Below are 14308 nucleotides of genomic sequence, written 5' to 3'. Positions count from 1 at the left end.
CCCAGAATATTTGGGTCGTCCTTAGGAAAGCCTAGCGTCGACCGCAAGCGGCGCTTGATCGCGACCGCCCTGACGGCCTAACGCCAGCGTCCATGCAGAGTTTCGCCGCCCCCGCCGAAGCGCTGGTCGCGGCGATGACCGCCGCCGCCGCCGCCGAGCCCGATCGTGCCGTCGCCTTTCAGGGCGCACCCGGTGCCAACAGCCATGTCGCCGCCGCGCAGGCGTTCCCGGAGGGGTTGCCCCTGCCCTGCTTCGACTTCGCCGATGCGATCGACGCGGTGAAGGAGGGGCGCGCCGATTGTGCCGTCATCCCGATCGAGAACTCGCTGCACGGTCGCGTCGCCGACATGCACTTCCTGCTGCCCGAATCGGGGCTGGTCATCACCGGCGAGCATTTCCTGCCGATCCGTCACGCGCTGATGGCGCTGGGGCCAATCGACGATATCCGTCAGGCGATGAGCCACCCGCAGGCGCTGGGCCAGTGCCGCCACTGGCTGAAGGCGCGGCGCATCGAGCCGATCGCCTATCCTGACACCGCCGGTGCGGCGGCGCGGGTGGCGGAGCTGGGCGACCCGACCGTCGCCGCGCTCGCCCCACCGGCCGCCGCCGCGCTGTACGGGCTGGAGTTGCTGGCGACCGACATCGCCGATGCCGACCATAACATGACGCGCTTCGTGACGCTGGCGCGCGGCGGTCGGCCTGCGACGGGCGAGGGGCCGTGGATGACGACGCTGATCTTCGAGGTCCGAAACGTCCCCGCCGCTTTGTACAAGGCGATGGGCGGCTTTGCGACCAATGGCGTCAACATGACCAAGCTGGAAAGCTATCAGCGCGGCGGCAGCTTCGCGGCGACCGAGTTCATGGCCGATGTCGACGGGCGTCCGGGCGATCCCAACTTTGATCATGCGATCGAGGAACTGGGCTTCCACAGCAAATGGCTGCGCGTGCTGGGCACCTACCGTCAGGCGCGCGCACGCGGCTGACGACCCGTCCGGCGGATCGCTTGACGGGCACGCAACTTCGGTGTTCTTCCAGCATTATCAATGTGGTCCGAACCAGAGACGAGCATGTCGAACCCGAACTCCTCCGAAGATTCCTCGTTCCAGCACGACGCCAATCCCAAGCCGGACGCGCAGGGTCAGGCAGCGCTGCTGCTGATCGAAAGCCTGATCCACAGCCTGATCGACAATGGCGCGCTGACCAAGGCGCAGGCGATCGAGGCGATCGAGAGCGCGAGCGAGGTGAAGGAGGAGAGCGCGAGCGAGAACAAGGAGTCGAAGACGGTCCTGCGCCGCTCGCTCGCCTTGCTGGAGCAGATGCAGATCAGCATCGAGAGCAAGGAAGGCCGGTACGACACGGCGTGACGGGTCGGACGCACCCGCTTGTTTGTCCGTGAGGGAGACTGCGCGACCTGGCGATCCGAAGCCGCGAGCGCGGGATTGGATCGCTCAGCTACGCTCGCAATGACGGAGGCTGGGCGTGGACTCAGGGCTTGGCGGATGTCGCGTCGGCCCACACCGACAGCAACGTATGCGCAATGGCGTAGGCCGGCGGCGCCCGGAATGGTCCCTTCTCCCCGGCGAGTACTGCGCGGACTTCATCGCGGGACACCCAGATCGCGTCCTCCAGCTCGTTCGTGTCGAGCGTGATGCGGTCGTCGAGCGCGCGAGCGGTGCAGGCGATCATCAGCGAAGACGGGAATGGCCAGGGCTGGCTGGCGACGTAGCGGACGTCGGTGACGGCGATGCCCGCTTCCTCGCCGATCTCCCGCGCGACGGCTTCCTCCACCGATTCGCCGGGTTCGAGGAAGCCGGCCAGCGCGGAATAGCGGCCGGGAGGGAAGGCAGGCTGGCGTCCCAGCAGGGCTCGACCGTCATGCTCGGCGATCATAATGACGACGGGGTCGACGCGCGGAAAATGCTCCGTTCCGCACGCCGAACAGGCGCGCCCCCAGCCGGCGCGGAAGGGCGCCGTCGCCGATCCGCAATTGGCGCAGAAGCCGTGGCGCGCATGCCAGTCGAGCAGCGATCGTGCACCGGCATAGGTCGCCGCTTCGCCGGGCGCGAGGTCGTGCAGCGCGGCGATCAGGTCGAACGACCGCCCCTTCGCACGCTCGCCGGTGATCGTCGCGAAGTGCGGTACGCCGTCGCGGTCCAGGCCGAGCAGCGCCAGTTCGGAACCGTCCTGCGGCAGGGCCGTCCACGCAAGCCGATCGCCGTCATAAGCCGGCGTGTAACCGTCCAGCACCAGCAGTCGCGCGCGCGGATCGGCCTTCGCCGCCGCCAGCCCAATCGCATCGTGGCGCAGCGCATCGCCCCGATCGAGCGTGCCACCGGTAAAGCCGATCATCTTCGTCATCATCCGATCGCTCACCGCGGCGGATTGCCACCGTGGAGCCGCTGCATGTCCTGCAACAGGGCGCCACCGATATCGGTCGCCAGCGGATAGGCGGTGCCGGGGAAGTAATTGACCATCACCGTCGCGCGGAAATTGCGCACCGGATCGACCCAGGCCAGCGTGCCGGCCGCGCCGCCCCAGGCATAGGTGCCCTTCGACGAGCCGCCGGGCTTGTCGGTCAGCCGCACCGATCCGCCCGCCCCGTACCCCTGATCGCCCTCGAAGAAGACGCCCCGTGGCAAGAGATTGGATGTCGCGAGCGCCACCGTTTCGGGCTTCATCACCTGCACGCCGTCGACCGTGCCGCGCGCGGCGATCATGTGCAGAAAGCGATCATAGTCGTGCGCCGACGAGACGAGGCCCGCACCGCCATACGGGAAGCTGGGCGGCGACAGGTAGATCGAGGTCGCGCCGGGATCGAGCGGTACGCGCTGTTCCCCGACGATCGTGTAGTTGGTGGCGAGCCGCGCCCGGTTGCGGGTCGGCACGAAGAAGCCGGTATCCGCCATCTTGAGCGGCGTGAAGAACCGCGTCTGGAGGAACTGGTCGTACGGCATGCCGCCCGCCACCTCGATGACGCGCGCCAGCACGTCGAGCGCGACCGAATAGCTCCACGTCGTACCCGGCTCCGCGATCAGCGGCACGGTCGCGACGCGGTTTGCGAACTCCGCCAGCGTTTTCGGCCGGACGAGCTTCATCTTCGCTTCCGCCGCGCCGTTGACCTCCAGCGGCAGCAGGCCGAGCCGCTCATACTCGGCGAGCAGCGGCCCCTTTGCGACGATCGAGTAGCTGAAACCGGCGGTGTGCGTCAGCAGGTGGCGGATCGTGATCGACGCCTTCGCGGGCACCGAGTCGAGGCTGGCCTGCGGATTGGTCAGTACGCGCATCTTCGCGAAGGCCGGGATGTATTTCGACACCGGATCGTCGAGCTTGAGCTTGCCCTCCTCGATCAGGAGCATCGCGGCCATGCCGGTAATCGGCTTGGTCATCGAATAGACGCGCCACAGCGAATCGGATCCCGTGACGGGGGCGGTCTCCTCGTCGGCGATGCGTCCCGCCTGCACGTAGACGGGTGGACGATCGCCGACGCCGAACGCGGCGACGATGCCGGGCATCTTGTCGTCGCGGATATAGCCGTCGAACAGCGCCTGCGTCGCCGTGAGCAGGGTCCGGCCGGAGGGTTGCGTCGGCGACATCGGTGCCGGCGTCGGTTGCGGTGCCGCGACCTGCGCCAACGACGGGGACGAAAGGGCGATCAGCGGCAGCAACAGCCAGGACTTCATACGTCTCTCCCGATGACCGCCTCCGCGGCCGTTGATTCGATGACCGCTTCCGCGGCCTTGGCGAACAGGGTCGGCAAGCCCGCCGCCGACAGATCGGCGATCGGCCACCACTCGCCGTCTTCCTGCGCTTCCCCGACGCCGACCGCCAGCGTCAATTCCAGATCGAAGTGCGTGAAACCGTGGCGAATCGTGACCGGCAGGATGCGCCAGTCGGCGGCGGCGGGCGCGTCCGTGAGCGCGGGTGGCTCCGTCGCCCACGGCCCGGTCGGCAGCGCGCGCATGCCGCCCAGCAACCCCTTGGGCGGACGCCGGACGAGGCGCACCGTGTCGCCGCGTCTGAGCCAGAAGATCGTGCCGTATTTCTGCGGCCGGACGCGCTTGGCGGCTTTGCGGGGCAAGCGCTCCGGCTGTCCTTCCGCGAAGGCGGCGCAGTCTTCGCGTAACGGGCAGAGCAGGCATTTCGGCGCACGCACGGTGCACAGGCCGGATCCGAGGTCCATCATCGCCTGCGCGAAGTCGCCGGCGCGAGCGTCCGGCGTGATCGTATCGGCGGCGACGCGGATCGCGGGGCGGGCGGCGGGCAGTGGCGTGTCGATCGCGAACAGCCGGGCGACGACACGTTCGACATTGGCGTCCACCACCACCGCCCGCTCCCCGAACGCGATCGCCGCGACTGCGGCAGCGGTGTAGGCCCCCAGCCCGGGCAGCGTGCGCAGTTGCGCCTCGGTGCGGGGAAAGGCTCCGTCGTGATCCGCGACGACGGCCTTCGCCGCCTTCACCAGATTGCGCGCCCGGGCATAATAGCCAAGCCCTGCCCAAGCGGCCATGACATCGGCGTCGTCGGCGGCGGCGAGGCTGGCGAAGTCGGGCCAGCGCGCCACCCATGCTGCGAATCGGGGGCGGACCGCGGCGACCGTGGTCTGTTGCAGCATCACCTCCGACAGCCAGACGCGGTACGGGTCGGGCACCTCTCCCGGCAACGCCCGCCACGGCAGGACGCGGCGGTGCGCGTCGTACCACGTCAGGAGGTTCTTCGAGATCGAACTGCGCTTTGCGTCCACCCGATCGCTATGGCATGGCGGCGGGCATGAGCAAGCGCGTCCGCGCCCCCAAACCAGAACCCGTGCGATCGAACCGGTCGCGTGCGGTGTCCGAGCTGTTGCCGGACATCGGCGGGGCCGCGTTCCGCAAGTTCGGCTTCGTCCAGTCGTCGATCGTCAGCCGCTGGCCGGAGATCGTCGGCGAACGGCTGGCCTCCGCGTCCGCACCCGAATCGATCCGCTTTCCGGTGGGAAAGAAGCAGGACGGAACGCTGACGCTGACCGTGAAGGGCGCGCATGCGGTGATGCTGCAACATGTGGTGCCGGAGATCATCGAGCGGGTGAACCGCTTCTTCGGCCACGCCGCCGTCGCGCGCGTGCAGATCCGGCAGGGCGAGGTGATCGCCCCCGCGCCGCGCCGCGCCGCGCCGCCGTCGCTGAAGCCCGTGCCCGCGGAGATGGGCGAGGGGATCAAGGCGATCGCCGATCCCGAACTGCGCGCCGTGCTCGAATCCCTCGCTGCGGGCGTCGCCGCCACCCGCGGCCTGCCCAAGGTGTCGTGATGCGCTGGTTCGCCGTCCTGCCGCTCGTGTTGCTCGCCGCCGCCGTCCCGGCCCGTGACTGGTCGACCAACGTCACTGCCGGTGCGGACGGCGCGTGGACGATCGGCAACCCGGCGGCGCGCGTGAAGCTGACCGAATATGTCAGCTACACCTGCCCGCATTGCGGCCACTTCACCGCCGAATCGACGCCGGTGCTGAAGAACCAGATGGTCCGGTCCGGCTCCACCAGCCTGACGATCCGGCATCTGGTGCGCGACGCGCTCGACCTGGCGGCGGTGACGATCGCGCGGTGCGGCGGGCCGGCGGGCTTCCCGGCGCGGCATGCGGCGATCTTCGCTGCTCAGGAGACGTGGATGGCCACCGGCGAGACGTTCCTGCGCGGCAATGGCGAGGCGCTGGACAAGCTGGCGAAGCCGCTCGCGTTCCGGCGCATCGCCGATGGCGCGGGGCTGACCGCGATCGGCAAGGCGAGCGGGCTGACCGAGCGGCAGGTCGCGGCCTGTTTCGCGACGCAGGGTGCGCTGGACTCGGTCGCCAGGCTCAACGCGTCGGTCCCCGCCGAGGTGCAGGGCACCCCCACCTTCTATGTCGACGGCACGCTGGTCCCCAATGTGGACTGGGCGAAGCTGGAACCCGTTCTGCGCGCCAAGGGCGCGAAATAGGAGTACCCCATGAAGCTCGCGTTCCTTCTTCCGCTCCTCGCACTGGCGGCCTGTTCGGGTCAGGGCAGCGGCGGCAATTCCACCAATGCCGCCCCCGTCGCCGCGCAGGCCGCGCCGAACGGCGGCGACTGGACGCAGACGGTCGCGAAAACCGACGAGGGCATGGTGATCGGCAACCCGAACGCACCGATCAAGCTGGTCGAATACGGCTCGCGGCTGTGCCCGGCGTGCAAGGGGCTGGCGGACGAGGCGTACACGCCGCTGATCGGCACGTACGTCAAGTCGGGCAAGGTCAGCTTCGAGTTCCGCGAATTCCTGATCCACGGCGCGGCCGACCTGCCGCCGGCGTTGCTGGGCGCGTGCGGCGGCACCGCGACCTTCTTCCCGGTGCTGGAGCAGATGTACGCCAATCAGGAAGCCTTCACGAGCAAGTGGCAGACGATGCCCGCCGACGTGCAGCAGCGGATTCAGGCCGCGCCACCCGCGCAGGCGATCCTGCTGTTCGCGGAGCAGATGGGCATCATCGATTTCATGAAGCAGCGCGGCCTGCCCGAGGCCAAGGCGCGCGCGTGCCTGACCGACATGGGCCGGATCGACGCGCTGACGAAGCAGACCCAGACCAAGGGCCAGGACGGCACGGTGTCGGGCACGCCAACGCTGTTGATCAACGGCGAGAAGATCGACGGCATCACCTGGGCCTCGCTGGAGAAGGCGTTGAAGGCCGCGGGAGCGTAAGTTCCCGATCCTCCCCTGCAAGGGGAGGTGGCAGGCCAAAGGCCTGACGGAGGGGTGTCGACACTGATGGTGTCACCGCTCCGGCGCTCCGCGCCACCTCCCCTTGCGAAGGAGAAATTCAACGGGAGAAAGGCCACCGGATGCGCATCAAGCGGCTGCGGCTGGCCGGCTTCAAGAGCTTCGTCGAACCCGCAGACCTCGTCATCCGCGAGGGGCTGACCGGCGTCGTCGGTCCCAATGGCTGCGGCAAGTCCAACCTGCTGGAGGCGCTGCGCTGGGCGATGGGCGAGGGCAGCGCGAAGTCGCTGCGCGGCGCGGGCATGGACGACGTGATCTTCGCCGGCACTGCGACCCGGCCGCCGCGCGACTTCGCCGAGGTGTCGATCCTGATCGAGAGGGCCGACGACACCGAGACGGAGGTGGTCCGCCGGATCGAACGCGGCGCGGGCTCCGCCTACCGGATCGACGGACGCGACGTGCGCGCGCGAGATGTCGGACTGCTGTTCGCGGATGCGGCGACGGGCGCGCATTCCCCGGCGCTCGTCAGCCAGAACCGAATCGGCGCGGTGATCGCCGCCAAGCCCGCCGACCGTCGCCAGATGCTGGAGGAGGCGGCGGGCATCGCCGGGCTCCACGTCCGTCGCCGCGATGCCGAAATGCGGCTGCGCGCGACGGAGGCCAACCTCGCGCGGCTTGACGAGGTGCTCGCCGATCAGGGCGCACGAGTCGCGTCGTTGCGACGGCAGGCGCGTGCGGCGGAACGCTATCGCGATCTGTCCGACCGCATCCGGCTGGCGGAGGCACGGATGATCTACGCCCGCTGGCGCGATGCCAAGCAGGCGGCGGACGCAGCCAAGGCCGATGCCGAAGCCTGCGAAGCCGCGGTCCAGACCGCGACGGATGCCGAAGCGGCGACCGCGGCACTTCAGCACGAAGCGGCGGCGACATCGGCGACCGCGCGCGCCGACGCCCTCGTCGCACGCGACCGTGCCAGCGAGGCGGGACATGAATTGGCGGCGCTCAAAACGGAGGCGGCCGGCGCAACGCGGCGACTGACCGAACTGGAAACGGCGCTGGTGGGGATCGCCGACGATCGCACGCGCGAGGGATCGTTGGCGACCGATGCAGCGGCGGCGCTGGAGGCGCTGGCGGTCGAGGGCAAGCGCCTCGACGCGGCGATCGTCGCGGCGGCGGCGCAGGTGCCGGTGCTGGAGGCGGCGCTGGCCGAGGCGGAGCGAGCCGGTCGCGATGCGGAGGTCGCGCTGGCGCAGGCGATGAGCGCACGTGCAAGCGAAGCGGCCGAAGCCCGCGTCGCCGCCGCGGCCCTCGCCGCCGCGACCACCCGTCTCGATCGGGCGGCCCGCGAGGTGGCCGAGGTGACGGGGGCGCTTGGGTCGTTGCCGCGCCTCGAACCGCTGGAGGCGGAACGGGCGGCGGCGGCACGTCGCGCGCGGGCACTGATCCAGGCAGACGCGGCGCGGACAGCGATTGCCAAGGCCGAGGGAAGCGAGCGCACGGCCTTGGCAAAGCGCGACGCGGACGAGGCGACGCGCGCGACGGCCCGTGCGGAGCTGGCCGCAATCGACAGTGAGATCGCGGTATTGGAGCGGACGACGAAGCGCGGTGGAGCCGAGCGGCTGGTCGATCGATGCACCCCCCGGCCCGGTTATGAGCGCGCGCTGGCGGCGGCGCTGGGTGACGATCTGGAGGCCGGACCCGCGGCATGGGCCGGGGCGGCGGTGGAGGCGGGCGATCCTGCGCCGATCGCGGGGGCGGACGTGCTGGCAAACCATGTCGCGGCCCCCGACCTGCTGGCACGACGACTGGCGCAGGTGTTCGTCGTGGACGCGGATGCCGGACAAACGCTCGCGGTGGGTCAACGGCTGGTCACGCGCGGTGGCGCGCTGCGGCGGTGGGACGGGTTCCACACCGCGCAGGCTGGCGGTGCGACGGCGGAGCGGCTGGAGCGGCGCAATCGGCTGACAATCCTGACCGCGGCCCGACCGGCAGCGGCGGCGGCGGTCGCAACGGCCGAGGCGGCACGCGCGGCGATCGACGTGACGATGGCGGAGGCCCGGACCAGCGCAGCGGAGGCGCGGGCGAGACTCGCGCGCGCCGAGACCGAGGTGCGGGACGCCCAGCGCTCGGAAGACTCGGCGACCACGCAGGCGGAGCGGTTGGCCGGGCGGCGCGCCGATCTGGACACCCGTGCCACGCGACTGGGACGTGAACACGACGAGGCGGAGACGGAACGTGCGCGTGCCGCCGCAGCGATGGCGGCGTTGCCGGACGGATCGGCCAGCGCCGCCCGCGCGGAAACCCTGTCGCGGGAGGCGGGGGAGCGGCGGCTGGCGATCGCCGAAGCGCGAGCGGCCCGGTTGGGACTCGATCGCACCGTCGCGGCGGACCGGGAACGGCGCGCAGCGGCGCTGGCGGAGGTGAAATCCTGGCGGACGCGTGCGGGCGAGGCGGCGAAACGGATCGCGGCGATGGCGGTGCGTGAAGAGGCGATTCGGCAGGAGCGCGATGCGCTGGCACCCCACCCTGCCCTGCTCGCGGTGCGGATCGCCGAACTTGCGACGGAGCATGATGCCGCCCGCACGGCGCTGGACTCGTTGACCGCTACCGAGCGCGACGCGGAACACGCGGTGCGGGCGGCGGAGGCACGGCACCGTGTGGCGCTGGAGACGCTGGGTCAGGCGCGCGAGGCACGGGCCGGCGCGGTCGCACGGGTCGAGAATCAGGAACTGCGCCGTGTCGAGATGGGCCGGCTGTCCGGCGAGCGGTTCGGCTGCCCGGCGCCGGTGCTGCCCGAACGGCTGAATTTCGTCGGCGGCGAGGTGCGCTCGCCCGCCGACGAGTCGCGAACGCATGAGAAGCTGTCGGCGGAACGCGAGCGGATCGGGCCCGTGAACCTCGTCGCCGAACGCGAGCTGGCGGAGGTGGAGTCGTCGAGCACCACGATCGCCGCCGAGCGCGCCGAACTGGGCGAGGCGGTGGCGGCCCTGCGCGGGTCGATCCAGACGCTGAACCGCGAAGGTCGCCAGCGCCTGCGTGCCGCGTTCGAGGCGGTGGACGGCCATTTCCGCCGATTGTTCGCTACCCTGTTCGACGGCGGCGCGGCGCATCTGGAACTGGTCGATTCGGACGATCCGCTGGAGGCGGGGCTGGAGATCATGGCGCAACCGCCGGGCAAGCGGCTGCAATCGCTGACGCTGTTGTCGGGTGGGGAGCAGGCGCTGACCGCGGTGGCGCTGATCTTCGCGCTGTTCCTGACCAATCCGGCCCCGATCTGCGTGCTGGACGAGGTCGACGCGCCGCTGGACGATGCGAATATCGAACGCTTTTGCGACCTGCTCGACCGGATGACGCAGGAAACCGCGACCCGCTATCTTATCGTCACGCACAATGCCGTGACGATGAGCCGCATGCACCGGCTGTTCGGCGTGACGATGATCGAACGCGGCGTCAGCCGGCTGGTGTCGGTCGATCTTCAGGCAGCGGAAACGCTGGTCGCCGCGGAATGATGTCGCCGAATAAGGCGGATGTGCCGCATTGCAGCACCATACCGACATAATACCGCAATGATCCGCGGCCAGAGGGATCGGGCCGGGCCTCCTCCCCCTGTGTCCGGCACCCGAACTACGGGGCAGCCGCGATCCCGCGGCTGCCCTTTTTTTCAGAACGCGAAACTGACGCCGCCGACTGCGCTGTGATTGCGGATGTTCAGGTCGATGCGGATGTCGCCGGTGGTGCCGGTCTGGCCCGCGATCTCGCCACCGATCCGTCCGGCGATGGCGTCCGCGGCGACGCGGGTGTAACGATATTCCGCGAACACGCCGATCCAGCGCGTCAGCATCAGCTTCGCACCGCCGCCCGCGCGCAGGCCCCAGTTTCCGCCGATATCGCTGTCCGTGATGAGATACGCCGGCCCCGCGAACGCATAGGGCTCGATCCCGCCGGCGGGTACGCGCACCATCGCCAGTGCGGCGATGGTCGCGGTCATTGGCACGGTCAGACGCGGAATATCCACCGCAACCGAGCGACCGGGGTCGATCACGACCTCCTCCCCAAACAATCGCTCGTCCAGCCGCAGGTTCGCGGTGGCGCGGATCGTCTGCTGCTTGACGTCCGGGTCCAGCGTGGCGGCGTCGACTGCGACCCCGAACGCACCGAACCAGTGACCGACGCGCGCGCCGTATATGTCGGATCGGGTCGGCCGCAGCGTCTCGATCTCGACGCGCAGGTCCGCCGGCACGATCTGACCGTTGATCCGCGCCTCATCGGCGGTCAGCGTGGCGGCGGTTTTCTCCGGCCACGCTCGACCGGCAAAGACATCCACAAACGTCTGTGCATCCGCACCGCCCGCCACCGCCGCGCCGCTCACCATCATCATCGCCGCCAAAGCCGCGCGCGCGTTCCACATTCCCACCAGCCCCTTTTCGAATCCCGACCCAAATCACGGATCGACGGGATGTTCCGGCCGGCTTGTCGTGGAGGATCGTTGCGGGGGCGGCACTTTCCAGCGTGCCGGTCGTTCAGGGCGCGTCATTTCCAACAAAGGACCGATCATGAACGCGACCACTTTCGAAGGCGACACGCAGAAGCTGACCGGCAACGTCAAGGAAGGCGTGGGTGCGGCCCTGGGCAACGACTCGCTGCGCAGCGAGGGCGTCGCCGATCAGGTCGTCGGTTCGGCGAAGCAGGCGGCAGGCGTGGCGCGCGACGCGATCGCCAACCCCGGCCCGGTGGTCGAGAAGGCCAAGAGCTTCGCCAAGGAGCGTCCCTATGCCGCCGCGGCGCTGGTCGGCGTAGTGGGGCTCGCCATCCTCAACACGCTGCGCGGCAAGCGCTAAGTGACGGACGGGGCGGGATTTCCCGCCCCGCTCGGCAACCTGGGTTACCGGTCGCAAGGTTCTTGGCGGCATCGACTTGTGACCGGGGCACCGGGAACGTATGTCGAACGCGATGGCACAACTCGACACCCAGCAAAAGCTCGAGATTTTGGCCGATGCGGCGAAGTATGACGCATCCTGTGCGTCGTCGGGCACCGCCAAGCGCAACAGCCGCGATGGGAAGGGTATTGGCTCCACCGAGGGGCACGGTATTTGTCACGCCTACGCACCGGACGGGCGCTGCATCTCGCTGCTGAAGATCCTGCTGACGAATAGCTGCATCTTCGACTGTCATTACTGCATCAATCGCAAGAGCTCCAACGTCCGCCGCGCACGCTTTACCGCGCAGGAGGTCGTCAATCTGACGCTCGCCTTTTATCGCCGTAATTATATCGAGGGCTTGTTCCTGTCGTCGGGGATCATCCGCTCGTCCAACTATACGATGGAGCAGATGGTCGAGGTCGCGCGATCGCTGCGCGAGGATCATCATTTCCGCGGCTACATCCATCTGAAGACGATTCCGGATGCCGATCCCGAACTGGTGCATCAGGCGGGACTGTACGCGGACCGCGTATCGATCAACGTCGAACTTCCGACCGTCGGCGGGCTGAAGCGGCTCGCCCCCGAAAAGGACGGCGCTCGGATCGAGGGTGCGATGCGCGATGTGAAGGCATCGATCGCCGACACGGGCGATGCGCGCAAGAAGTACAAATCGGCGCCCAAGTTTGCGCCGGCCGGCCAGTCGACGCAGATGATCGTAGGGGCGGATTCCGCTACGGACGGCGATATCGTCACGCGCGCGTCGAATCTGTACGATCGCTTCGGTCTGCGCCGCGTCTATTACTCGGCCTTCAGTCCCATTCCCGATGCGTCGTCGGTGCTGCCATTGCAGCGCCCGCCGCTGATGCGCGAGCATCGTTTGTACCAGTCGGATTGGCTGATGCGCTTTTACGACTTCACGCCGGCAGAGGTCGTGTCCGCGGCGGACGATGCGACGGGCATGCTGCCGCTCGACATCGATCCGAAGCTGGCCTGGGCGCTGAAGTTCCGCGACCGCTTCCCCGTCGACGTGAACCGCGCGCCCCGCGAAATGCTGTTGCGGGTGCCGGGGCTGGGCGTGAAGGCGGTCAACGGCATCCTCACCAGCCGGCGCTGGCGGAAGTTGCGGCTGGACGATATCGCGCGGTTGACCGTGTCGGTCGCCAAGCTGCGGCCGTTCATCATCGCCGAGGACTGGCGACCGGTGGTGCTCGCCGATCGTGCGGAGATCAGGCCGCTGGTCGCGCCGAAGCGGCAACAGCTGGAGCTGTTCGCCGCCTGAGCCATGCGGCCGCGCCGGCGACCAGCGTCAGCAGCAGGAACGGCGTCACGACATCGCGGTGACGCTCGTCGAACTCGAACCACACGTCGACGAGCAGCATGTGCGCCAGCGCGGCGATCAAAAACGCGACCGGCACGCGGCGCTCGAACCGCAGGACAGCGGCCGTCATCGCCAGCATGGCGGTCTGTGCGGCCTGGGCGAGCGGCAACAGCGCAGCGGCGTACACGGGTGCGATCGGTGGCCGCATCGCACTGAGCCGCGACACGCCGCTCTGCGCCAACCCCAATGCACGGATCGCCTTGGCCAGCGTCAGGCGCACGAATTCGGCCGGATGCGCGATGATCCAGCGTCGTGCCATACCGCCGGCTACGCGGCCGACCTCCAGCTCCGGCAGGCCGTGCAGGATTGCCGGATAGGCCATCCAGCGCCCGGTCGCGTCGGGATTGTTGCCGATCCACAGGCTCAGCCCGGATACGCTGGTCAACGGGACGAACGCGCCGAACAGCGCGCCGTTACGCAGCCACCACGGCAGCATCACCGCCGCTGCAACGCCTGCGGCCGGAGCGCCGACCGCCAGCATCCGCCGCCAGCCGATCCGCGGCCACGCCGCCAATCCGAACGCCAGCGCGAGCGGTGCCCAACCGGGCTGCGTCAGGGCGAGCAGCCCCGCCGCCACGCCGATCGCGAGCGACCGCCGCCACCAGCGCCCCTCCCCCGCCATGCACCACGCCAGCGCCAGCAGGACCGCGAGTGCCACACCCAACCCCTCTTTCTGCGCGAGGGGCGCAGAGAACAGGGTCGCCGGCCAGATCAGGTAAAGCGCTGCCGTCGCGACGCCGATCCGCCGGTCGGCGACCCGCTCGCCAAGCCGCACGATGGCGGCGGCGGTCAGCAGGTCGATGGCGGTGGACAGGATCAGCAGCGACGGGGTGGAGAACCCCGCGAGCCAACTCCATCCCGCCAGCAGCAGCGGGTACAAAGGCGGGTAGAAGGCGCGGACGGCGATCCCCAGCCACGGGTCGTCGATCGCGAGGCCGCGCCCGGCGAGCCCATTCTGCGCAAGCTCCACGTAGATGGCGGAGTCGCCCGGCGACACGCGGTTCGCGGCGAGCAGCGCGCTGCCGATTCGCAACGCCGCGGCGGCGACGGCCAATCCTGCCCATTCCGCACGGGACGGTGGTCGTACGGCGCCGGCGAGGATGCGGCAGGCAAGCCCGGCCCAAACGAGCGTCAGGACGATTCCGACCGGCGATGTCCCCCAGCGTTCGACCAGCGCCGGCGTCGAAAAGACGCCATAGGCCGCGGCGAGCAACAGCAACGCCGCCAATGCGTTGGTCAACCAGCAGGATCGGGCAGAACGCGTTGTCATCGCGACCCTCGTAGAAGCCACGACTTGCAAAGCGTTTAAGGAG

At 69.3% G+C, this 14308-nt stretch carries 13 protein-coding genes; 8 read left to right on the top strand and 5 right to left on the bottom strand.

Features of this window, described 5'->3' with window-relative positions; all coding sequences use genetic code 11:
• Positions 1–92 precede the first annotated feature (92 nt).
• Positions 93–983, top strand: a complete 891-nt coding sequence (locus tag ILT43_RS12370; protein WP_204199267.1) for a prephenate dehydratase — start codon at positions 93–95, stop codon at positions 981–983.
• An 84-nt stretch (positions 984–1067) separates the two neighbouring features.
• Positions 1068–1364, top strand: coding sequence for a hypothetical protein (locus tag ILT43_RS12365; RefSeq protein ID WP_204199266.1), 297 nt, complete (start codon positions 1068–1070; stop codon positions 1362–1364).
• Between the two features lie 121 nt (positions 1365–1485).
• Here ILT43_RS12365 and nudC read toward each other — a convergent pair whose 3' ends face one another.
• From nudC to ILT43_RS12350, 3 genes are read right to left on the bottom strand one after another with little or no spacing between them, the layout of a single operon-like run.
• Positions 1486–2358 carry an NAD(+) diphosphatase gene (gene nudC, locus ILT43_RS12360; protein ID WP_239474719.1) on the bottom strand — a complete coding sequence of 291 codons (873 nt, stop codon included), beginning with the start codon at positions 2356–2358 and terminating at the stop codon, positions 1486–1488.
• Between the two features lie 11 nt (positions 2359–2369).
• On the bottom strand, positions 2370–3680 hold the full coding sequence (locus tag ILT43_RS12355; protein ID WP_204199264.1) for a serine hydrolase domain-containing protein: 1311 nt from the start codon (positions 3678–3680) through the stop codon (positions 2370–2372).
• Positions 3677–4741 (bottom strand): NUDIX domain-containing protein, encoded by a 1065-nt coding sequence (locus ILT43_RS12350; protein WP_204199263.1) that lies wholly within the window; start codon positions 4739–4741, stop codon positions 3677–3679. Before ILT43_RS12350 ends, ILT43_RS12355 begins: the two co-directional genes overlap by 4 nt.
• A 26-nt stretch (positions 4742–4767) precedes the next feature.
• Between ILT43_RS12350 and ILT43_RS12345 the strand changes: the two genes are divergently transcribed.
• The 4 genes from ILT43_RS12345 to ILT43_RS12330 all read left to right on the top strand — a co-directional run bounded on the left by ILT43_RS12345 (position 4768) and on the right by ILT43_RS12330 (position 10207).
• A complete protein-coding gene (locus tag ILT43_RS12345; RefSeq protein WP_204199262.1) occupies positions 4768–5283 on the top strand; it encodes a DUF721 domain-containing protein in 516 nt (171 codons plus the stop codon).
• Positions 5283–5945: a thioredoxin domain-containing protein gene (locus ILT43_RS12340; RefSeq protein ID WP_204199261.1), complete on the top strand. Its 663-nt coding sequence runs from the start codon at positions 5283–5285 to the stop codon at positions 5943–5945. The genes ILT43_RS12345 and ILT43_RS12340 overlap by 1 nt, the downstream gene beginning before the upstream one ends.
• 9 nt (positions 5946–5954) lie before the next feature.
• Positions 5955–6680 carry a thioredoxin domain-containing protein gene (locus tag ILT43_RS12335; protein WP_204199260.1) on the top strand — a complete coding sequence of 242 codons (726 nt, stop codon included), beginning with the start codon at positions 5955–5957 and terminating at the stop codon, positions 6678–6680.
• Between the two features lie 140 nt (positions 6681–6820).
• Entirely contained in the window at positions 6821–10207 is a 3387-nt protein-coding gene (locus ILT43_RS12330; RefSeq protein ID WP_204199259.1) for a chromosome segregation SMC family protein, read from the top strand.
• A 152-nt stretch (positions 10208–10359) separates the two neighbouring features.
• Here ILT43_RS12330 and ILT43_RS12325 read toward each other — a convergent pair whose 3' ends face one another.
• Positions 10360–11112, bottom strand: coding sequence for a porin family protein (locus tag ILT43_RS12325; RefSeq protein ID WP_204199258.1), 753 nt, complete (start codon positions 11110–11112; stop codon positions 10360–10362).
• A 139-nt stretch (positions 11113–11251) separates the two neighbouring features.
• On the opposite strand from ILT43_RS12325, the gene ILT43_RS12320 reads away from it, so the two are divergent.
• A complete protein-coding gene (locus ILT43_RS12320; RefSeq protein ID WP_204199257.1) occupies positions 11252–11536 on the top strand; it encodes a CsbD family protein in 285 nt (94 codons plus the stop codon).
• 112 nt (positions 11537–11648) lie between these two features.
• Positions 11649–12896, top strand: coding sequence for a putative DNA modification/repair radical SAM protein (locus ILT43_RS12315; RefSeq protein WP_204199256.1), 1248 nt, complete (start codon positions 11649–11651; stop codon positions 12894–12896).
• Here the strand turns inward: ILT43_RS12315 and ILT43_RS12310 are convergent.
• A complete protein-coding gene (locus ILT43_RS12310) occupies positions 12844–14265 on the bottom strand; it encodes a glycosyltransferase family protein (RefSeq protein ID WP_204199255.1) in 1422 nt (473 codons plus the stop codon). The genes ILT43_RS12315 and ILT43_RS12310 overlap by 53 nt on opposite strands.
• Between the last annotated feature and the right edge of the window lie 43 nt (positions 14266–14308).

Origin of the sequence: Sphingomonas longa (genome assembly GCF_016892685.1) — a bacterium.
Lineage (GTDB): Bacteria > Pseudomonadota > Alphaproteobacteria > Sphingomonadales > Sphingomonadaceae > Sphingomonas > Sphingomonas longa.
Note: the sequence above shows the minus strand (reverse complement) of the source record. Positions and strands in the feature narration are given on the sequence as shown.

Bases quoted from the DNA above. Each gene is read 5' to 3' on its own strand.
- ILT43_RS12370 (WP_204199267.1), top strand. From the start codon at position 93: ATGCAGAGTTTCGCCGCCCCCGCCGAAGCGCTGGTCGCGGCGATGACC.
- ILT43_RS12365 (WP_204199266.1), top strand. From the start codon at position 1,068: ATGTCGAACCCGAACTCCTCCGAAGATTCCTCGTTCCAGCACGACGCC.
- nudC (WP_239474719.1), bottom strand. From the start codon at position 2,358: ATGACGAAGATGATCGGCTTTACCGGTGGCACGCTCGATCGGGGCGAT.
- ILT43_RS12355 (WP_204199264.1), bottom strand. From the start codon at position 3,680: ATGAAGTCCTGGCTGTTGCTGCCGCTGATCGCCCTTTCGTCCCCGTCG.
- ILT43_RS12345 (WP_204199262.1), top strand. From the start codon at position 4,768: ATGAGCAAGCGCGTCCGCGCCCCCAAACCAGAACCCGTGCGATCGAAC.
- ILT43_RS12340 (WP_204199261.1), top strand. From the start codon at position 5,283: ATGCGCTGGTTCGCCGTCCTGCCGCTCGTGTTGCTCGCCGCCGCCGTC.
- ILT43_RS12335 (WP_204199260.1), top strand. From the start codon at position 5,955: ATGAAGCTCGCGTTCCTTCTTCCGCTCCTCGCACTGGCGGCCTGTTCG.
- ILT43_RS12330 (WP_204199259.1), top strand. From the start codon at position 6,821: ATGCGCATCAAGCGGCTGCGGCTGGCCGGCTTCAAGAGCTTCGTCGAA.
- ILT43_RS12320 (WP_204199257.1), top strand. From the start codon at position 11,252: ATGAACGCGACCACTTTCGAAGGCGACACGCAGAAGCTGACCGGCAAC.
- ILT43_RS12315 (WP_204199256.1), top strand. From the start codon at position 11,649: ATGGCACAACTCGACACCCAGCAAAAGCTCGAGATTTTGGCCGATGCG.
- ILT43_RS12310 (WP_204199255.1), bottom strand. From the start codon at position 14,265: ATGACAACGCGTTCTGCCCGATCCTGCTGGTTGACCAACGCATTGGCG.